The 19,041-nt window shown below is 72.1% G+C and carries 15 protein-coding genes and 1 tRNA gene; 5 read left to right on the forward strand and 11 right to left on the reverse strand.

Annotated elements, in window-relative coordinates:
* Positions 1-16: 16 nt before the first annotated feature.
* From pqqE to ACH34T_RS00430, 6 genes are all read right to left on the reverse strand, one after another.
* Entirely contained in the window at positions 17-1,153 is a 1,137-nt protein-coding gene (gene pqqE, locus ACH34T_RS00405) for a pyrroloquinoline quinone biosynthesis protein PqqE (RefSeq protein WP_395989860.1), read from the reverse strand.
* The gene (pqqD, locus tag ACH34T_RS00410) at positions 1,150-1,416 is read right to left on the reverse strand and encodes a pyrroloquinoline quinone biosynthesis peptide chaperone PqqD (RefSeq protein WP_395989861.1); all 267 of its coding nucleotides are present in this window, start codon (positions 1,414-1,416) and stop codon (positions 1,150-1,152) included. The genes pqqE and pqqD overlap by 4 nt, the downstream gene beginning before the upstream one ends.
* Positions 1,406-2,161 carry a pyrroloquinoline-quinone synthase PqqC gene (gene pqqC / locus ACH34T_RS00415; protein ID WP_395989862.1) on the reverse strand — a complete coding sequence of 252 codons (756 nt, stop codon included), beginning with the start codon at positions 2,159-2,161 and terminating at the stop codon, positions 1,406-1,408. Before pqqC ends, pqqD begins: the two co-directional genes overlap by 11 nt.
* Positions 2,158-3,060 (reverse strand): pyrroloquinoline quinone biosynthesis protein PqqB, encoded by a 903-nt coding sequence (pqqB, locus tag ACH34T_RS00420; protein ID WP_395989863.1) that lies wholly within the window; start codon positions 3,058-3,060, stop codon positions 2,158-2,160. Before pqqB ends, pqqC begins: the two co-directional genes overlap by 4 nt.
* Before the next feature lie 10 nt (positions 3,061-3,070).
* Positions 3,071-3,193 (reverse strand): pyrroloquinoline quinone precursor peptide PqqA, encoded by a 123-nt coding sequence (pqqA, locus tag ACH34T_RS00425; protein ID WP_395989864.1) that lies wholly within the window; start codon positions 3,191-3,193, stop codon positions 3,071-3,073.
* Between the two features lie 363 nt (positions 3,194-3,556).
* Positions 3,557-3,628 (reverse strand) — tRNA-Met (locus ACH34T_RS00430).
* 247 nt (positions 3,629-3,875) lie between these two features.
* Here ACH34T_RS00430 and ACH34T_RS00435 point away from each other — a divergent pair.
* The 3 genes from ACH34T_RS00435 (at position 3,876) to ACH34T_RS00445 (ending at position 8,349) form a co-directional block, all read left to right on the forward strand.
* Positions 3,876-4,928 (forward strand): glucose 1-dehydrogenase, encoded by a 1,053-nt coding sequence (locus ACH34T_RS00435; protein ID WP_395989865.1) that lies wholly within the window; start codon positions 3,876-3,878, stop codon positions 4,926-4,928.
* Positions 4,929-5,057: 129 nt separating this feature from the next.
* A complete protein-coding gene (locus tag ACH34T_RS00440) occupies positions 5,058-6,014 on the forward strand; it encodes a DUF5954 family protein (protein WP_395989866.1) in 957 nt (318 codons plus the stop codon).
* 367 nt (positions 6,015-6,381) lie between these two features.
* The gene (locus ACH34T_RS00445; RefSeq protein ID WP_395989867.1) at positions 6,382-8,349 is read left to right on the forward strand and encodes a tetratricopeptide repeat protein; all 1,968 of its coding nucleotides are present in this window, start codon (positions 6,382-6,384) and stop codon (positions 8,347-8,349) included.
* On the opposite strand, the gene ACH34T_RS00450 is transcribed toward ACH34T_RS00445, so the two are convergent.
* From ACH34T_RS00450 to ACH34T_RS00460, 3 genes are read right to left on the reverse strand one after another with little or no spacing between them, the layout of a single operon-like run.
* On the reverse strand, positions 8,276-8,947 hold the full coding sequence (locus ACH34T_RS00450) for a hypothetical protein (RefSeq protein WP_395989868.1): 672 nt from the start codon (positions 8,945-8,947) through the stop codon (positions 8,276-8,278). The genes ACH34T_RS00445 and ACH34T_RS00450 overlap by 74 nt on opposite strands.
* Positions 8,947-10,191: a hypothetical protein gene (locus ACH34T_RS00455; RefSeq protein ID WP_395989869.1), complete on the reverse strand. Its 1,245-nt coding sequence runs from the start codon at positions 10,189-10,191 to the stop codon at positions 8,947-8,949. The genes ACH34T_RS00450 and ACH34T_RS00455 overlap by 1 nt, the downstream gene beginning before the upstream one ends.
* Positions 10,192-10,193: 2 nt before the next feature.
* Positions 10,194-11,357, reverse strand: a complete 1,164-nt coding sequence (locus tag ACH34T_RS00460; RefSeq protein ID WP_395989870.1) for a hypothetical protein — start codon at positions 11,355-11,357, stop codon at positions 10,194-10,196.
* A gap of 320 nt (positions 11,358-11,677) precedes the next feature.
* Between ACH34T_RS00460 and ACH34T_RS00465 the strand changes: the two genes are divergently transcribed.
* Together ACH34T_RS00465 and ACH34T_RS00470 are read left to right on the forward strand one after the other, a co-directional pair.
* Positions 11,678-14,836: an AfsR/SARP family transcriptional regulator gene (locus ACH34T_RS00465; protein WP_395989871.1), complete on the forward strand. Its 3,159-nt coding sequence runs from the start codon at positions 11,678-11,680 to the stop codon at positions 14,834-14,836.
* 516 nt (positions 14,837-15,352) lie between these two features.
* Positions 15,353-16,771 carry a phosphodiester glycosidase family protein gene (locus ACH34T_RS00470; RefSeq protein WP_395989872.1) on the forward strand — a complete coding sequence of 473 codons (1,419 nt, stop codon included), beginning with the start codon at positions 15,353-15,355 and terminating at the stop codon, positions 16,769-16,771.
* A gap of 117 nt (positions 16,772-16,888) precedes the next feature.
* On the opposite strand, the gene ACH34T_RS00475 is transcribed toward ACH34T_RS00470, so the two are convergent.
* Positions 16,889-18,421: a PQQ-binding-like beta-propeller repeat protein gene (locus ACH34T_RS00475; protein ID WP_395989873.1), complete on the reverse strand. Its 1,533-nt coding sequence runs from the start codon at positions 18,419-18,421 to the stop codon at positions 16,889-16,891.
* Positions 18,422-18,514: 93 nt separating this feature from the next.
* Positions 18,515-18,979 (reverse strand): LytR/AlgR family response regulator transcription factor, encoded by a 465-nt coding sequence (locus ACH34T_RS00480; RefSeq protein ID WP_395989874.1) that lies wholly within the window; start codon positions 18,977-18,979, stop codon positions 18,515-18,517.
* Positions 18,980-19,041: the final 62 nt, after the last annotated feature.

Genomic DNA, 19,041 nt, shown 5'->3' on the forward strand with positions numbered 1-19,041 from the left:
CGACGCGGCCGTTCATCTAGACAGATCCCGGAACCCTCGACGATCCATCGGTCGGCTTGGATCCATCGGTCGGCTTCAGCGCGCCCGGCCGCCGGTAGACGAGGGCGGCATCGGCCTCCTCATCGACCGTGGTCGTGGCGTCGCGGACGAGGCGGTGGTCCGGCGAGAGCGCGCAGGCCGGGTCGGTGCGGGCGGCGTCCCCGGTCAGCGCGTGCGCCTGGCAGCGGCAGCCGCCGAAGTCGATCTCGCGGCGGGGGCAGTCGCGGCAGGGGCCGGTCATCCAGTCCGTCCCGCGGTAGGCGTTGAAGGCGGGGGACTCCGTCCAGATCCACGCGAGCGGCCGCTCCCGGACGTTCGGCGGCGCGAGGTCCGGGATCCCGTACGCGGCCGGGCACGGCAGCGCGGTGCCGTCCGGCCCGACCGTGATCGAGCGCGCGCCCCACCCGCCCATGCACGGCTTAGGGACGCCCTCGTAGTAGTCCGGCATGACCCAGACGAGCTCGGGACGTTCGTGCTCGTCGCGCCACGCGGCGACCGTGGCCTTCGCGCGGTCGAGCTGGCCCCGGGCGGGGAGCAGCGCGGCGCGGTTGTGCAGCGCCCAGCCGTAGAACTGGGTGTTGGCGAGCTCGATCCGGTCGGCCCCCCAGCGGGCGCCGACCTCGATGATCTCCTGGAGGTTGTCGAGGTTGCGGCGGTGCAGGACGACGTTCAGCCCGAACGGCACGTCCGCGTCCCTGATCACCTCGGCGGCGCGTTCCTTGTCGTCGTAGGACACCCGCCCGGCGATCAGGTCGGAGCCGGGGCGCCGCGCGTCCTGGAGGGACAGCTGGACGCTGTTCAGCCCGGCCTTCAGCAGCTCGCCGAGCCGGTCCGCGGCGAGGCCGACGCCGCTGGTGACGAGCTGCGTGTAGACGCCGGCGCCGTGCGCGGCCGCGACGATCTCCGCGAGGTCGGGGCGCAGCAGCGGCTCGCCGCCGGACACGTGCGCCTGGACGATCCCGAGGTCGGCGGCCTCGCCGAACACCCGCGCCCAGTCGGCCGTGCTCAGCTCCGCGCTCGTGCGGACGAGCTCCAGCGGGTTCGAGCAGTACGGGCAGTGCAGCGGGCAGGCATGCGTGACCTCCGCGAGCAGCGCCCACGGTGCGGGGATCATCGCAGCCAGCCCTCCTCCCGGACGCGTTCCAGGAATGCGGGCACCTCGTCGGCGAGCGGCGCGTCCGGGAAGGCCTGGCTCAGCTCGGCGACGATGTCGTCGACGGTGCGGCTGCCGTCGCAGAGCCGCAGGATGCGGCCGCCGGATCCGCTGAGCCGCACCGCGCGCTCGGGCATGAGCAGCAGGTCGGCGTCGCGGACGCGGTCGTGCCGCAGCATGACGGACTTGTCCAGCGCGGGCCGCCACGGCGCGTCAGCCGCCATCGGTGCCGTCCCCTCGCGCGTGCTCGACGGCGTCCAGGAGCGCCCAGAGCAGGTCACACTTGAAGGTGAACGCGTCCAGCACCCGCTGCTGGTCGTCCGGCGTCTCCGCCCACGCGTGGACGAGCCGCAGCGCCTCCTCGGAGTCGCGGCGGCCCTGGCCGACGCGCACCTGGAAATAGCGCAGCCCCTCGCGCTCCACCCACGGGTAGTGCCGTTCCCACGCCGCGATCCGCGTCGCCATCAGGTCGGGCGCGAACAGCTCGGTCAGCGACGACGCGACCGCCTCCAGCGTGGACGCGTTCCGGCAGAAGTTGACGTAGCCGTCCACGGCCAGCCGGACGCCGGGCAGCACGCCCACGCCGGACAGCAGCAGCTCCCGGTCCAGGCCGACCGCCTCGCCGAGCCGCAGCCACCGCTCGATGCCGCCGTCGGTCCCGTCGCCGTCCGGGGAGCCGTCGTGGTCGTGGACGCGGCGGATCCAGGACCGCCGCAGCTCCCGCGTGCCGAGCTTGGCCAGGATCAGCGCGTCCTTCACCGGGATGTGCCGCTGGTAGTGGAACCGGTTGAGCACCCAGCGCCGCAGCTCCTCCTTGGTGAGGGCGCCCTCGTGCATCCGCAGGTTGAAGGGGTGCCGGTGGTGGTAGCGCTCCTCGCCCAGCGTCCGGAGCCGCCCTTCGAGCTCGGCCTCCGTCGCCATGCGCCCGTCCGCCGCCGTGCTGGTAGTACCCGTCGTGGTGGTGCTCACAGTTCGATCAGCGCTCCGTCCTGGGCGACCTCCAGCCCCGCCTCGGCGAGCCGCCGGTGCCCCGCGTCGTCCGCGTGGACGAGGCGGTTCGTGTTGTTCAGGTGCGTGTAGAGGCGCCGTGCGGCGGGCAGCGCGGCCAGCCGTCCGGCGGTGCCGTTCGGGCCCGTGATCGGCAGGTGGCCCATCTGCGTGGACGTCCGCGCGGTGAACCCGGAGCGGACCGGTTCCTCATCGTCCCAGAACGTGCCGTCCACGAAGACGCAGTCCGCGGTGCGGAGGACGCGGTCGAGGTCGTCCGGCCAGTCGGCGAGCGCGGGGGCGTACACGACGACCTTGCCGTCCCGCCGGTCCCGGACGCGCAGCGCCACCACCCAGGCGTCGCCCGCGGGCTCCGCCAGGTCGGCCGCGTACCGGGGGCGTTTGCCCGACACCCGGATCCCCTGGACTTCCAGCGGCCCGCCGTCGAGCTCCTCAAGGTCCTTCTCCGGGAGCGTCGTCCAGGTCAGGCCGGCGTAGGGGGCGAGCACCCGGTCAAGGCGCAGGCCGCCGGAGAGCGCCGCGCGCACCGCGCCGGTCGAGACGATCCGCAGCCCGGACGCCTCGCGCAGGCGCGGGATGCCGAGCGTGTGGTCGAGTTCGGCGTCGGTGAGGATCACCCCGGCGACCGGGGTGGCACGCCGGGCGGGGCCGGGATGCAGGACGGCGCACGCCTCGATCTGCTCCCCGATGTCGGGCGTCGCGTTGACCACGTACCAGCGGCCCTCCCCCGCCTCGACGGCGATGGAGGCATGTCGCCTCCGGAGGGAGGGCTCGGTACGGGCGGCGGCGCACCCGGCGCAGGCACAGTTCCATTGAGGCACGCCGCCACCCGCCGCGGTGCCGAGTATCAGCAGCCGCATCGCGGACGGGTCAGCCCTCGGCTGTGAAGTAGGCCGTGACCTCCAGGGAGGTCTCCACGATGTGATAATCGGGCGTGACCCAGCGGTCCGCGCGTTCGTCGGTCCGGTCCGCGTCTGTGCTGTGGACGGCCATACAGGTCTCCTTCCTCTCGATCGGACCTGGAGAAGCGCCCTCCTACTACTGAAAGCGCTTTCCGAGTCCCTTCATCCTGATCGTATGCCGGTTTGGAACGCGCCTCCAGGGCGCTCCGTGCCAAAAAGCCATGAAGTCCGTGCCAAACCTCCGCGGAACGGCCACCGTTGATCACAGCCGGTGGCGGAAGAGTTTCTCACCGCACCCGCGAAGTGAGCGTCACCGCTCGAAGTGAGCGTCACCGCCGCGATCACTATCCGGAACCGCCGGTAACGCGGCGCGCCCCCGCGCCGTCCGCAATCGCGACGGGAACGCGCTCTTTCCCACGTGGGCGCGCCATTTCCCGTGGTCGCGCCATTTCAGTGGCGGGGGCGGGACTCGAACCCGCATCGCCAGGCTTATGAAACCTGCATGCTCCCGTTGCACCACCCCGCATCGGTAAGAGAAATGCTAAGCACCCCCGCGGCCGAGCGCGAATGGTTTTATGGCCCGCCGTCCGGCCGCCCGCGGCAAACCGACGGCGCCGGGCCCGCCGAGTGGCAATGTGTTGACCGGAACATGGCGCGGGCGGGACATGGATCGACCATCACGGGTAGGCCGGAGATGGCGGGACCGCGAGGGCCGGGGGACGCGGTGGCGCCGCCTGACCACGGGCCGCCCGACCACGATGGGGGGAGACGTGATGCGTGCCTTGACCGTCCTGCCGGAGAAGCGCGGCTCGCTCGCCGTCACGGACGTCCCGGACCCGGAGCCCGGCGCGGGCGACCTGCTCGTGGACGGCGTCGCCGTCGGGGTGTGCGGTACCGACAGGGAGATCGCCGCCGGCGACTACGGCTGGGCGCCGCCCGGCCGCGACCGCCTGGTCATCGGGCACGAGTCGCTGGGACGGGTGCGGGAGGCCCCGTCCGGGAGCGGCTTCTCCCCCGGCGACCTCGTCGTCGGCGTCGTCCGGCGCCCCGACCCGGAGCCGTGCGGGGCCTGCGCCCACGGCGAGTTCGACATGTGCCGCAACGGCCGCTACACCGAGCGCGGCATCAAGGAGATCGACGGGTTCGCGAGCCGATCGTGGACGGTGGAGGCGGACTACGCCGTCGCGCTCGACCCGCGCCTCTCGGAGGTCGGCGTGCTGATGGAGCCGACCACGATCGTCGCGAAGGCGTGGGACCAGATCGAGAAGGTCGGCGCGCGGGGCTGGTTCGAGCCGCGCAAGGCGCTGATCACGGGCGCGGGGCCGATCGGGCTGCTGGCCGCGCTGCTCGGCGTGCAGCGTGGCCTGGACGTGCACGTCCTCGACCAGGTCGCGGACGGCCCGAAGCCGCGGCTGGTCGCCGACCTCGGCGCCGCCTACCACCATCGGGGCCTGGACGAGGCGGTCGCGGGCGCCAGGCCCGACATCGTCATCGAGGCGACCGGCGTGTCGCAGCTCGTCTTCGGCGCGATCGCGAACAACGCGTCCTACGGCGTCGTCTGCCTGACCGGCGTCTCGTCGGCGGGCCGCCACCTGGAGGTGGACGCGGGCGCGCTCAACCGCGACATCGTCCTGGAGAACGACGCGATCATCGGGTCGGTCAACGCGAACCTCGGCCACTACGCCGACGCCGCGCGGGCCCTCGCCGACGCCGACCCGGACTGGCTCGGACGGCTGATCTCCCGCCGCGTCCCCCTGGAACGTTACGAGGACGCCTTCACGCCGCGCCCCGACGACGTCAAGGTCGTCATCACCCTGGACGAATAGCCCGCCTCGCGATCAGACTCCCCGTACGAAAAGTCGTTTTCCGCATTTCCGATTAATGCGGGGCAATACGGGCTCGCGGATGTGCGCGAAATCATGCGGGAGCGCGCGCCCTGCGGCCAGGATGCGGGCATGACCTTCCCGTTGATGCACGGGTACGACTACATCAATGTGGTCGCCCAGCTCGACCCCGTCGCGGCGGTGCGCGACAGGGAACTCGGCGAGCGAATTCTGCAATACCCCAAACTGCTGCCCGGCGGCTCCCCGGACTTCGGGCATGCGGTGCAAAAGGGAAAAGAGTGGCGGATCGCTTCGCTCGGCTGCGACGACCCGTCCTCCGCCCGCTACAGCCTCGCCATCGACCTGCGGACGGCCGCGCAGGACGAGCCCGACCCCGGCACCGCCCGCACCATGCTCGCCGCGGCAGACCGGCTCGACCCCGAGGAGGGCGAGCAGCTCGCCAAGGACGAATGGGAGATCGGCGACCACCGCTACCGGATCATCCGCGTGGAGAAGTTCGTCCTGATCGGCGACGGCGTCATGGAGCCGCCCCGGTCCACCGACGCCGACCTCCGCGGCGACGACGTCCTCCGCGACCACCTGATCGACCCGCCCGCGCCGTGCGGGCAGTGGGAGGCGCAGCTGCGCCTGAACCTGGTCGGCCACATGCCGGTGGCGGGCACCGTCCCCGACCAGGTGCGCACCGAGGCCCGCCACGCGATCCAGAGCCACCCCGGCGTCGTGCTGCTCCCGCCGACCTTCGTCGTGGTCGAGGTCGACGGCGGCTGCTGGTCGCCGATCACCGGCGGGGACGACCCCGACGAGGCCCGCGACCGGCTCGCCAGGCACTTCACCGACCTGCTGCCCCGGCTCCGCGAGTTCCAGGGCGACCCGGCCGGCCCCGAGGAGCTCGCCGAATGGACGGCGCTCGGCGAGGAGATCAACGCCGCGCCCGGGCACCGGATCGTCGTCCGCGGCCGCGAGTTCCGCACCGTCCGCGTCTCCCGGATGCTCCGCCTCGGCCGCGACGGCCCCGAGGCCCCCCGCCCCAACGACGAGGAACGCTACGGCCTCACCGACGCCACCTAGACCTGGCCCTTGCCCCACCCCGTCGACACATCTGTCACCGAGATAACAATTCTGACCACTTTTCGCCATTATTACTGACCATAATATTCAATTCATGGCGACTATTATTTCGGCTCCGGAGAGCGCGGGTAGGTTGGACCGACCGGGGTGGTCCGCCATCCCGCCGCGCTGATGGGATGGATGGGTCGTGCAGTCTCCCAATGAACGGGGCAGATGGGTCAACGAGCTGAGCGGGACAGTGGGCGGTTCCAGCGTCCAGGCCGGCTCGATCACGGGAGGCGTCCACATCTCCACGCCCCAGCGGACCCCTCTTCCCACCCCGGCGCAACTTCCGTCACCTGGATTGTTCGCCGATCGCCACCGGGAATTGAGAGAATTGGAAGACCTCGCGAGCGCCTCGGGGCTCGTGGTGGTCAGCGGCCCGGGAGGCGTCGGCAAGACGACGCTCGCGTTGCGCTGGCTGCACCAGTTGACGGACCGCTATGAAGGCCAGCTCTTCGTCGACCTGCACGGGTTCTCGGGAACGGAACCGCTCCCGCCGGACGAGCCACTCGGCCGCTTTCTGCGGGCGCTCGGCACCGGCGCGGAGAGCATCCCTTCCGGCATCGACGAGCAGGCGGCGCTGTTCCGGTCCCTGACCAGCGGGCGGCGCCTGATCGTCATGCTGGACAACGCGGTGTCGGCCGCCCAGGTCCGGCCGCTGCTGCCCGGGGCGGGGTCGTCGCTGGTCGTGGTGACCTCGCGCCACCGGCTGTCCGGGCTGGTGGTGGACGGCGCGCGGTTCCTGGACGTCCACCCGCTCGGCGTGCACGGCGCGCTGGAACTGCTGAAGCACCTCATCGGCGCGGACCGGATCGCGGCGGAGCACGAGAACGCCCGGTCGCTGGTGTCGCTGTGCGGCACGCTGCCGCTCGCGGTCTGCGCGTCGGGCGCCCGTCTCGCCGCCCGGCGGCACTGGCCGATCGCCCGCGCGGTGGCCGAACTCGACGACGAGGCGCGCCGGCTGGCCGCATTGCGTGCCGGGGAGGGCGACATCTCCGTGGACGCCGTGTTCAATGCCTCCTACCAGGCGCTCGACGCCCAGCAGGCGCGGGCGTACCGACTGCTCAGCCTCCACCCCGGACGCGACTTCGGTCTTGCGGCCGCGGCGTCCCTCGTCGACGCCGACGAGGACGACGCCCGGGAACTGCTCCAGGGCCTCGTGGACGCCAGCCTCCTGCTGGAGGACGCGGACGAGCGATACCGGTTCCACGACCTGGTCCGGCTGCACGCGCGCGACAAGGCGCTGGAATCGGACACCGCGTCTGACCGCGGGACGGCGCTCGCCCGGCTCATCGACCGGTATCTGACGGTGGCGGTCGCCGCCGATCTCGTCCTGCTGCCGGGACGGTGGCACCTCGGCGACCGTTACGCGGCGGAGAACAGACCGGAGGTCTTCCACGACCGGCACGCCGCCCTGGGCTGGCTCGAACAGGAGCACGCGAACCTGGCCGCTGTGGCCCGGGAGGCGCACGACAGCGGTCTGCACGCCGTCGCCTGGCAGATCTGCGAGGCGATGTGGCCGCTGTTCCTGCAGCACAAGCGCCAGCCGTCCTGGATACGGCTGCACGAGCTCGGCCGGGCGGCCGCCGAGGCGTGCGGTGACAGGCGCGCACAGGCGCGGATGCTCGAAGCGCTCGGCATGTCCTATCTCAGCGTCCAGGAGTTCGGCGCCGCACGGCAGCGCTACGAAGACGCCCTGAGCCTGGAAAGGGACACCGGCCACCGGCTCGGCGAAGCCGCGGCCCTCGAAGGGCTCGGCATCGCCGAACGCGCCACCGGCGACACTTTCCACGCCATAGAGCTGTTCACCGAGGCCCGCGACGCGCATGCGGACCTGGGCCGTCCGCGCGGCATCGCGCTGATGCAGCGGCACATCGGCGAGACGCTCAGCTCGGCGGGGCGCCACCACGACGCCATCGAAACGCTGACCGGCGTGCTCGACGCCTTCTCCCAGCTGGACGAGCCCTACCACCGGGCCAGGACGCTGACCTGCCTTGGGAGGGCGCGGCTCCGGGCGGGGCAGCTGGACGAGGCCGCCAGTGCCCTGCGCGGCGCGCGAGAAGTCGCCCGCGAATCCAGCGCGCCGCAGGTGGAGGCCGACGCGCTGGTCGAGTCGGCCCTCGTGGCGGCGCGCCAGGACGACCCGGCGACCGAACGCGATTGCCTGGAACGGGCCCTGGCCATCTACTGCAGGCTGGGCTCTCCTCAGGCGGCGGCCGTCAGCGTGCAGCTCGCCGAACTGCCTCCCGCTCCGGCACCGGACGACCGTCCCCCGCCTCCTGAGACTCCCTGACCGTGACCAGCACGCCGGGCCGTACGGTCGCACGCCCGCGGACGGCGGTGAGCCTCGCCATGGAGAGCGCGTCGAGCGGACGTCCCGAGACGATCCACAGGTGAAGCGCGGACGCGTAGGACAAGGCTTGCTCGTCCGTGCACGCCCCGCCCCCCATCGGAGTCAGCCGGGCTCGCCGTCCGCGCACGGCCACAAGGAATCCTCTTCCTTGCGTGTTCCCCACCACGACCAGGCAGCCGGGAAGCCTCGCCAGATACGAGCCCAGGGGGTCGTCCGGCGTCGGTTCGTCGATGCGGCGGACGATCACGTCCGCGCACGACAGCCATGGCCAGGAGTTCTCGCCGGGACCCGCCACGAGATGCTCGTCGACCGTCGGCGGGACATCGCGTCCGGTGCGGTTGACCGCCGATGCGCCGGGGACGTGATGCCGGTCCCCGCGCGGCGGATCCCCGGCGGCGGAGCGCCGGAGGCTCACGAATGTCGGCGTGACCCGCCCGCCGCCGATCAGCACGCCTTCCATTTCCCGGTCCCGCCAGGCGAGCCCGTCGTACCCGCCGGGATCCTCCCAGGCGCGTACGAGCGACGCATCCGCGGCCATCACGCCGCCCGCAGCGTGCCGGCCTGAATCGGGCGCGGCATCGGCACGGGGGTCACATCGGGCGGACGGTCCCTGTCCGGCAGCCGCATGAGCCGGTACATCTCCCCGCGGATGAGCCGGGCCGCCTGACCCGGCCGGGAGCTGATGTCGTCTCGGATGGCCTCGTGCACGTCCGGCCGGTAGGCGTGCGCGGCGTCCTCCAGCTGCGGGCGCAGCGGCCGGTCCCAGTCCACGCGGGGCGCGACGGCGCCAAGCCGGGCGACGTGGGAGCCGGGCGCCACGCTGTCCTCCGGGAACGCGCCCAGCAGCACCGGCACGCCGAGCGCGGCGGCGTAGCAGGTCGCGGAGCCGTGATCTCCCACGACCCGGTCGGCGGCGACCAGCGCGGCGCGCCAGCCCTCCTCCGGCGGCAGCAACCGGACGCCGAGCCGCAGGCAGTCGGCGTACCAGGAGGTCACCTGCCGGCGGCCGTACCAGGCCCAAATGTGCGGGTGCAGCGCGGCGACGATCTGGTACTCGTCGCGCGGCAGCTCGGCCGCCAGCCGGAACAGCAGGTCCGGGTCCTGGCCGAGGAGCGAGTCCGGGCACCAGGTGGAGCTGACGAAGACCAGGCGCCGTCCGAGCCGCACACCCAACGCCCGGCGGTACGCGTCCCGGTGAGGCAGGCTCGCCGTCAGCCGGTCGAGGCACGGGTCGCCGCCGACGAACGCCACCGGCAACGCCTCGGGGCACTCGCGTTCGAGTGAGCGCCGGTGCCGTTCGTGCGGCAGGACGAACGACGACGGCACCACCCGTCCCGCGACGACGAGCCGCTCCCGGATCAGGCCGGTCACCGGACGCTCGGCCGGCGGCCCGAAACCGCGGAGCCGCCCGAGGAGCTTGCCGGGGCCCGCGCCGTGCGGCACCGTCAGGATCGGTGCGTGCAGGCATTCCAGCATGCCGTGGCTTGCCGCGACGACGAGGTCGAACCTGGACCGGACGGCCTCCTGCCACGGGAGCACCAGCCCGCCGAGGTCGCGCAGGAACTCGTCCAGGCCACCGGTGAACACCGATGCCGGCGCCGCGGTGTAGGCGACGGCCACCCGCCGGTCGCTTTCGAGAAGCGGCATGATGTCCGCCAGCCGCGTCGCCGCCGTCATGTGGTGCGCAACGGCGAGGACCGTTCGCTGCGCGGGCAGGGTCGAGCCCCTCGACGCCTCCAGGCCGAACGGACCGGACGTCCACGCGTCCCCCGAGCTGTGCATTCTCACCCTCCTTGGCAAACGTTCATCGGATGCCCTTCCGGGCAGCAGAGTCCCCGGCCGCCTGGGCGGTCGATGCGGAACGGCGGCGAGACCGGATCCGCGACGGGGATCGTGGCGGGCTGCGGCAGCCGCAGCAGCCCGTACATCAGGCGGCGCATGTTGCGGTTGAACCGGCCGGGCTCCGACGTGATCCGCCGGATCACGGGCTGGGCACGGTCGGGCCGCCATCGCGCCGCCGCTTCGGTCAGCTGCGCCGGCGCCGGACGGTTCCCCACGAGCCGCCCGGCGCGGTCATGGAGCGCAGACCGCTGATCGTGGAGTGCCGAGCGTCGGCCCGGCGGCGTGCGAACGTCTCCGGGCGGCCCGGCCCCGGTGAGGAGGACGGGGGCACCGGTGACAGTCCCGTACCAGGTCACCGGGCCCGCGTCGCCGACGACCCAGTCGGCCGCGACGAGGGCCGCGCGCCAGTCCGCCTCCGGCGGCATGAGCCCGAGGCCGTTGCACAGGTGAACGGCGAGCCCGCGCCCGCCGGCGCAAGCGCCCGGCCCAGGCTCGGGGACGCCGAGAACGTGGTAGTCACCGGACGGCAACTCGGTGAGCAGGCGGTGCACGACGTCCAGGGACCGGCAGCGGGCGCCGGTGCACGCCGCGGTCCCGTGGGCGGCCGGAAGGGCCGTCACGACCAGCTTGCGATGCTCGCCGACGCCCAGCGCGCGCCGGTAGAAGTCCCGCATCGGCAGGCTCGCCACCAGCCGATCATGGGTCGAGTCGCCGACCACGACCGTCCCTGGTTGCATGCGGACGACGTCCTGCGGCGGACGATCTCTTTCGTGCGCGTACGCATAGACGACCGGCGCCCGGCCCGACGCGGGCGGCGGGCTGCCTGGGACGCATTCTGGCGGCGTTCCCGGCAGAACGATCGACGGCGCTCCCGCGGCCGGTCCCGGCCGGGAGGCGGCGACGACGAGGCCGAAGTCGGCGCCCGCAGCCTCGTGCCAGGGCAGCGGAACGGTGCCCGCGTCTCTCAGCAGCACCTCCACGTCGGTCGCGAACGGCCCGGGAGCGGCCGTGAACACCACGCGCAGACGCGGATCGGCGGCCGCGAGCCGCGCCACGTCCAGGACGGCCTGGCCGGGCACCGGAGAGCCCACCACGATCAACACCACCCGCCGGTCCCCCAGGTTCCGCCACCAGCCGGGATCGGACCCGTTTAAGGCCCGACGCCATTCGAAGCCAGACATAGTCGCGAATGAACCCCCTTTGACCTTGGATGCGGCCGCCATCCGCTCCTCCGTCGCAGATCACAATGACCTGCCCTCCGGATTCGAGTGTCGATCGGCGAACTTGACGAAAACTTGCAATCATCCTGACTTGTCAAGTAGTGGCGTCCCATGGTGGCCAAGTGGACAGGTGACTCAAGACTGGTCACCCAGTACCGGAGATGCAAAAATCGCTTCAGGTGGAGCCTTTCACAAAGGGGCACCCGGTGGAGTTCCGCATCCTTGGCCCCGTTGAGCTGCTAATCGACGGCCGGCGGTACGATCTCGGATCGACCAAGGAACGATGCGTTCTCGCGGTGCTGCTGCTGAACCCGCGGCAGCCGGTGCCCGCCGAGACCCTCATACGGCGGGTGTGGGACGACAGTCCCCCGGCCAAGGCCCGGCAGGGCCTGTACACCTACATCACCCGGTTGCGGCACCGGCTGGCGGACGTGGACGGCGTCGAGCTGCTGTCCCGGCAGGGCGCCTACACGATCGACGTCCAGGACGAGTCCGTCGACCTGCAGCGGTTCCGGCTGCTGCGGGACCAGGCCCGCGCGATCGCCGAGAGCGGCGACGACGAGTACGCCCTCGACCACCACCGGCGGGCGGCCCGGCTCTGGCGGGCGGCGCCGCTCGCCGACCTCACCGGCGACTGGGCCGAGCGGACGCGGCGGAGTCTGGAGCACGAGTTCCTCGCCGCCACGATCGAGCGCATCGACATGGAGCTGCATCGCGGCCACCACCCTGACCTGGTACGGGAACTGTCGGACCTCACCGAGCGCCACCCGCTGGACGAGCGGCCGGTCGAACGGCTCATGGTGGCGCTGTACCGCTGCGGGCGCCCGGCCGAGGCCCTGGACCTCTACCGCCGCACCCACGACCGTTTCGTCAAGGAGTTCGGCACCGACCTCGGGCCCGCGTTGCAGGAACTGCAGCAACGCATTCTGCGCACCGACCCGGCGCTGCTGCGGGTTCCCGGCACGCAGCTGAACGTCGATCAGCGGCCGCACAACCTCCCCCACGACGTGCGCGCGTTCGTCGGCCGGGAAGAGGAGCTGCGGCAGCTTCTGGACGCGGTGCCGCTCCCCCGCGAGCCGGGCGCCGCCGATCCCCGGGCGGGTCCGGCGACGACCGTCATCGCCATCGACGGCATGCCCGGGGTCGGGAAGACGGCGCTCGCCGTCCGTCTCGCGCACCGCCTGTCCGCGCACTTCCCAGACGGGCACATCTTCCTCGAGCTTCACGCGCACGACCCCCGGCAGGAGCCGGTCGAGACCTCGGCGGCCCTGGACACGCTGCTCCGCATGATCGGGTTGCCGACGACCCGCGTCCCACGGGCGCTGGACGAACGGTCGGCGTTGTGGCGGTCGCAGCTGGCCGGCAGCCGCGCGATCATCGTGCTCGACGACGCCACGGGCCACGAGCAGGTCAGGCCGCTGCTGCCGGGATCCGCCGGATGCCTGGTGATCGTGACCAGTCGGCGGCGGCTGACCGGGCTGCACGACTCCTTCCCGCTGTCGCTGGACGTCCTGCCCGTCCGGGACGCGATCACGCTGTTCACGAACGTCGCCGGGGCCGGGCGGAGCGGCGCCGACGCCGACCTCGTCGCGGTCGTCGGGCACTGCGGGCGGCTGCCGCTGGCGGTGAGCATGGCGGCGAGCCGGCTGCGGCACCGCCGCGCGTGGGGCGTCGAGGACCTGCTCGCCCGTCTCGCCCCCGGCGACCGGCGGCTGGACGAGCTGCGCGTCGAGGGCCACGAGATCACGATGGTGTTCGAGGTGTCCTACCGGGGGCTCCCACCGCCGCTACGGGCGGCGTTCCGCGCCTTCGCGCTGCATCCGGGGCCCGACCTGACGGCCCAGGCCGCCGCCGCGACGCTCGCCCGTCCCGTCCGGGAGGCCGAGCGCGTCCTTGAGGAACTGCTCGACCGGCATCTGATCACCGAACCCGTCGGGGGACGGTACCGGTTCCACGACCTCGTGCACGATTACGCCCGGCGCCTCGCTCACCAGGTGGACACCGAGGACGAGCGGCTCCGTACCGTCCACCGGATCCTGGACTTCTACCTGGCGGCGGCGGACCAGGCGGACCGGCTGCTGTCCCCGCACCGGCCCGCGGGGCGAGTCGAGCTCCGGCACGTCCCGCCCGAACTGCCGCCGCTGCGGGACGAGGCGCACGCGGCCGAGTGGTTCGCCGCCGAGCACGACTGCCTGCTGAACTCCGCCGCCGAGGCCGACCGGGGCGGTTGGCCCGGCCATGCCGCCGGGCTCGCGCGGGCCCTCGCCGGGCACCTGGAGTCGCGCGGGCACTGGGACGCGGCGTCGCGGCTCCACATCCGCGCGATCGCGGCCCTGCGGAGTTTGGACGACCACGCGGGCACCGCACGCGCGCTGGCGGACCTGAGCCTCATCCGTTTCCGCGGCGGCGATTACGACGCCGCGCTTGAAGACGCGGAAAAGGCACTGAAGATCTACCGGTCAATCGGTGATCGGCGGGGCGAGGCCGACATTCTCGCGCACCTCAGCCTCATTCATTGGCATCGGTCCCGGTTCCCCGCGGCGCTGGCCCGCTGTCAAGACGCGCTGGACATTCACCGGTCCTTGGGCGACCGGCGGGGCGAGGCCCGGAACCTCGACTACTCGGCAATCTTCCTGGAGTACACCGGCCATTACCGCGAGGCCGTGAGGCGTCGCCTCACGGCGCTCGCCATTTTCGCCGAGATCGACGATCCGCGCGGCCGGACGATGGCGCTCAACAACATGGGAGACCTCGTCCTCCGCATGGGCGACGTCGACCGCGCGGTGGAGTACTACGAGCGGACGGCCGCGGCGGCCGCGGAGCTCGGCCGCCAGCACCAGGCGATCTCGCTCATCAACATGGCCTGCGTGCACCGGCACACGGGCGCCCACGAAATGGCGTTGGCGGATTACCGAAAAGCGCTCTCCATAGCTATGGAGATAGGCGATCGACGCAGCACGATCGAGACGCTGATCGGCATCGGCGCCACTTTCCACAACACCGGCCGCTACGCCGAGGCCCTCGTCCACCACGAGCGCGCCCTGGCCATTTCACGCACGATAAACGAGCGCTACGAGGAGACGCTCGCACTCCGGCATCTCGGCGAGACGCTGGCGGCGTCCGGCCGGTACCCGGTGGCCGTCGACCATCTCCGCCAGGCGTGCGAGCTCGCCGACCAGATCGGCGTCCCCTACGAGGCCGGCAAGGCGCTGGAGAGTCTCGGGACTGCGTTGATGCACGTCCAGGGCATGGACCAGGCCCATGAGCACTGGCAGCGGGCCTTGCGCGTGTTCGAGTCCATCGGCCTCCCCGCGGAGGACCTCCGCGCACGCCTCCACGACTCCGGCGAGAGCACCGGCACCTAACAAAAGAGACATCACCCGCCAAATGGGGTTATTTCTCCAATTTCGCCGAGTAACCGGAATGACTGTCACGACCGGGTCGAGAGCATGTACGGTGTTCCGGAAACGCCCAAGATCGTGTCAGTTCACGCTCTGAGTGAGGTAGTTCACAATTGAAACGCCTATGGCTCGCGGCCGCTATGGCCGCCACTTGCTGGATGCTGACGACGGCTCAAGCGAGTGCGGCGGCACCAGTGCACATGACGGCGACCGTATCCCAGGCGCAGGGAAACTCCGTGCACATGACCTGAACGCATCAACGTAACGTGAGAGCGAATCACATTCGAGCCCCGGGTGGGCGAGTGGACTCGTCCCACCCGGCTCGCCAGCCGAGCGTACCGCGAAGCGATCATCCCGAGTGACGCCGGAGGAACGTGGATCATCTGATCTTCGTTGAGTCTTGAGCGTTTGAACGCCCGATCTTCACCACGTGCCCGGCATGATCAGCGAGCTTGTTCTTCGCTGAGAGGAGCGCTGCGGATGGCACGGAAACTCATGGTCGTGTTGGCCGTCGCCGGGCTGGTGGGCGGCGTCGCGGGCGTCCCGGCACAGGCGGACGCGCCGCGACCGCCGGATCCTCCGCGACCGCCGGGTGTGGACGGTGCTGGTTCGGGTGAGCGCCCGGACGCGCGGGCGGCCGCGCTGGCGCCGTCCGGCGCTGTCGGGGAGCTGCGGTTCACGTCGACGACCCGGCTCGCGCCCGGGGTGCTGTTCAGGACGTTCGAGACGACCGGCGTCGGCGGCCCGGTGCTCGGCGACCTCCTTGACGTGGATCTGCGCGGCCCGGGCGTCCGCATGGGTCTGCTGCACCCGCCGAACGTCGCGGCGAGGCGGACGGTCTCGGCGATGGCGGACGCTCAGCGCGCGCTCGCCGGCGTCAACGGCGACTTCTTCAACATCAGCGAGACGCGTCCCGGCGTGGTGCCGACCGGGTCGTCGTCCGGCCCGGAGGTGGCGGACGGCCTGCCGCTCAAGGGCGCCGTGCCGGACGGGCAACGATTCGGCCCGGCGCTGCCGAAAGGCACGTCCGCCGAGGACGTCATCGGCATCGGCGCCGACCGTCGCGGACACCTCGGCCGCCTGCACCTGACCGGCACCGTCGTAGCGCACACGGCCCGCCCCGTCTCAGCCCGCCCCGCCCGCACCGCTTCGGGGCGCACCGCCCGCCCCGTTTCGGCGCGCACCGTCGGCTCCGGTGGTGGCGTGCGCGTCGCGCTGCGCGGGCTCAACCAGTACGCGCTGCCGGTCGGGAGCGCGGGCGCGTTCACCGACGCGTGGGGCAGCGTGTCACGCCGTCGCGCGGTGTGCGGCACGGACACCGTCCGGAACGGCCCGTGCAGCACGAACACCGCCGAGGTGACCGTCCAGCGGGGCGTGGTCACGAAGGTGACGGACGAGGTCGGCGAGGGCGCCATCCCGCCGGACACGACCGTGCTGGTCGGGCGGGACAAGGGCGCGGACGAGCTGCGCGCGCTGCGTCCCGGCGACCGCGTGCGGATCGGCTACCGCTTCACGAGCCCCAGAAAGTTCCGCTTCGCCATCGGCGGCTTCCCGATCCTGCGGGACGGAGCGCCGCTCGACGGCCTGGACCCCAAGGGCCCGGCCCCGCGCACGGCCGCCGGTGTGAGCCGCGACGGCCGCCACATGTACCTCGTCGTGGCGGACGGCCGGTCGCAGCGGAGCGCCGGCCTGACCGTCGCCGAACTGGCCTCGCTCCTGGACAAGGCGGGCGTGGACGACGGCGTCAACCTGGACGGCGGCGGCTCGTCCACCTTCGTCACCAGGAGCGGCGGGAAGTCGGTCGTCCGCAACAGCCCCTCGGACGGACGGGAGCGCGCCGTCGCCAACGGCATCGGCGTCTTCCTCAACCACCCCGCCCCTGAGATCCCCGTCCCCTGACCCTGAAGTCTCTGCCCTGACCACGCATGACGAGCAAGCGCGCGCGGGGACGACGCTGAGGTCGCGTCGTCCCCGCCCGCGCGTCCGACCGCCCGAGGCAGCGGCCGAAGCGGGTGGTTACCGGCCGAAGGCCAGCATGACCAGGCCCTTGTCGGTCGGATACCGGGTGAACGTGTCGCCGGTCAGGATGTAGACCATCCCGTTGGCGACGACGGCGCCGCCGCCTCCGGCCACGGCGCTGCCTCGCCCGGGGCCACCGTTGACGGTCGGGAAGTCGGCGATGGTGTCGAAGCTCCACAGGACCTCGCCGGTGGCCGACGAGTACGCGCGGAACTTGCCGTCCGTGCTGCCCTCCCAGACGAGGCCGGGCGACGTCGTCACGGCCGGCGGGTGGCCGAGGCGGCAGACGTTCGGGTACTGGGCCGCGCCGCCGGTCGTGCATCCGTCCGCCGGGTTCGCCGTCTTCCAGATGATGTGGCCGTCGGCGGGGTTGATCGCGTACAGCGTGCCCGGGTTCGCCATGTGGGTCGCGATGTAGAGGCGCTCGCCGTCATAGCTCGACCCCCACTGGATACCGGTCAGCCCGCCGCCCGGCTGGGGCGTGGACAGCTGGCGCTGCCAGACGATCTCTCCGGTGGCGGCGTCGAGGACGTGGTAGACGCCGACCTTCTGGCCGATGCCGACGAGGCGCCGGCCGCCCGCGGTGAAGATGTTCGCGGTGGCGCCGAGGTCGAAGTCGAGCGCGGTGCCGTCGGGGAGGTTCGGGCAGTACTTCTGGTCCTCGGGGTTCTGGCTGCTGCACTCCCGGCGCCACGTGTCGACGTCGGTCATCTTGCGCTTCCAGCGCGTCTCGCCGGTTTCGGTGTTCAGCGCGAGGATGGAGTCGAAGTCGCCGCCGCTCCCGCTGTAGTTCTGCCCGGTGCCCACGTAGAGCGTCTTGGTCGACGGGTCGACGGTCGGAGAGCTCCACACACCGGCGCCGGACGGGCCGTAGCGCGGCTGGCCGTTCGGCCACGTGCCTTCCTGCTTCGGCTCGGGGACGGTGTAGTAGCGCCAGTCGAGCTTGCCGGTCTTGATGTCGCGGGCGTCGAGGTGGCCGCGGAACCGGCAGCAGGGGTAGTCCTTGCCGTTGAGGTTCTCGCCGCTCGAGACGCCGACGTAGACGCGGCCCTGGAAGACGATCGGCGAACTGGTCAGGGTGGCGCCGGGGAAGTCGTCGATCCGCTCGGCCCAGGCGAGCTTGCCGGTGGCCTGGTCGAGGGAGTACAGGTAGCCGCGGGTGTCGCCGAAGAACACCATGCCCTCGGCGACGGACGCGCCGTCCCGCACCTGGGTGAAACCGGTGCCGACGGTGGACAGGTCGAACTGCCACTTCACCTTGCCGGTCTTCGCCTCGGCGGCACGGAAGATGCCGTCCGGCCCGCCGAAGTAGATCGTGTCGCCGACCACGGCCGGCTGGCTGCGCGGCCCGCCCGCCTGCCTCGGGAACCCGAACGCCCACTTGAGTTTGAGTTCGCCGAGGTTCTTCGGTGTGATCTGGTCCTCCGCCGCGGCGTGGCGGCTGCCGACGAGGTCCTTCGTCCAGGTCGGCCAGTCCGTGGCGGGGGGTTCGCCGGACGCGGCCGGGCCGGAGGCGACGGCTCCGCTCACGACAAGGCAAGCGGCGGCGACCAAAGCGGCCGCCCGTCTCTTGGCACGCATGATGGGGTCTTCCCTTCGGGAATTGGGAGCTTCGGGGGGGCTTCAGGAACCTCGGGAGTTCCGGGAGCCCCGGGGATTCCGGGCGCCGCGGTTGGCGCGGGCGCCGCGGGTGGTCCGGGAGCCGCGAGAGCCTCGGGACGGGCCCGGCAGGACGCCCCTGAGCAGCCGTTCGCGCAGGGCGCCGGTGTTGCGCCGGCTGACCGTCAACCGCGTGCCGCCGACCCTGAGCGTGCACCGTCCCGACTCCACGACCATCTCGTCGATGTGCGCGAGCGAGACCAGGTGCGATCGGTGGATGCGGACGAATCCGGCGTCCCGCCACGCCTCCTCCAAGGCGGTCAGGGAAACGCGGACGAGGTGGCTGCCCACTCCGGTGTAGAGGCGGGCGTAGTCGCCGTGGGCCTCGGCGTACCGGACGTCCGACCGCCGGACGAAATGGGTGGCGCGCCCCAGCCCGACCGGGATGAGCTCGTCGGCGCCGGCGTCCTTGACGACGACCACGACCACCAGACGCTCTTCATCCTCGGCCGGACGGGACGGCGACCGCCCCTGCGGCTGCGCGCGACCCG

This window comes from Actinomadura sp. 9N215, from assembly GCF_044326345.1.
In the GTDB taxonomy this organism is placed as follows: Bacteria; Actinomycetota; Actinomycetes; order Streptosporangiales; family Streptosporangiaceae; genus Spirillospora.

Coding starts and splice junctions, on each gene's coding strand:
- ACH34T_RS00470 (WP_395989872.1), top strand. CDS start 15,353: ATGGCACGGAAACTCATGGTCGTGTTGGCCGTCGCCGGGCTGGTGGGC.
- ACH34T_RS00450 (WP_395989868.1), bottom strand. CDS start 8,947: ATGGCCGCGGATGCGTCGCTCGTACGCGCCTGGGAGGATCCCGGCGGG.
- pqqD (WP_395989861.1), bottom strand. CDS start 1,416: ATGGCGGCTGACGCGCCGTGGCGGCCCGCGCTGGACAAGTCCGTCATG.
- pqqE (WP_395989860.1), bottom strand. CDS start 1,153: ATGATCCCCGCACCGTGGGCGCTGCTCGCGGAGGTCACGCATGCCTGC.
- ACH34T_RS00435 (WP_395989865.1), top strand. CDS start 3,876: ATGCGTGCCTTGACCGTCCTGCCGGAGAAGCGCGGCTCGCTCGCCGTC.
- pqqB (WP_395989863.1), bottom strand. CDS start 3,060: ATGCGGCTGCTGATACTCGGCACCGCGGCGGGTGGCGGCGTGCCTCAA.
- ACH34T_RS00440 (WP_395989866.1), top strand. CDS start 5,058: ATGACCTTCCCGTTGATGCACGGGTACGACTACATCAATGTGGTCGCC.
- pqqA (WP_395989864.1), bottom strand. CDS start 3,193: ATGGCCGTCCACAGCACAGACGCGGACCGGACCGACGAACGCGCGGAC.
- ACH34T_RS00455 (WP_395989869.1), bottom strand. CDS start 10,191: ATGCACAGCTCGGGGGACGCGTGGACGTCCGGTCCGTTCGGCCTGGAG.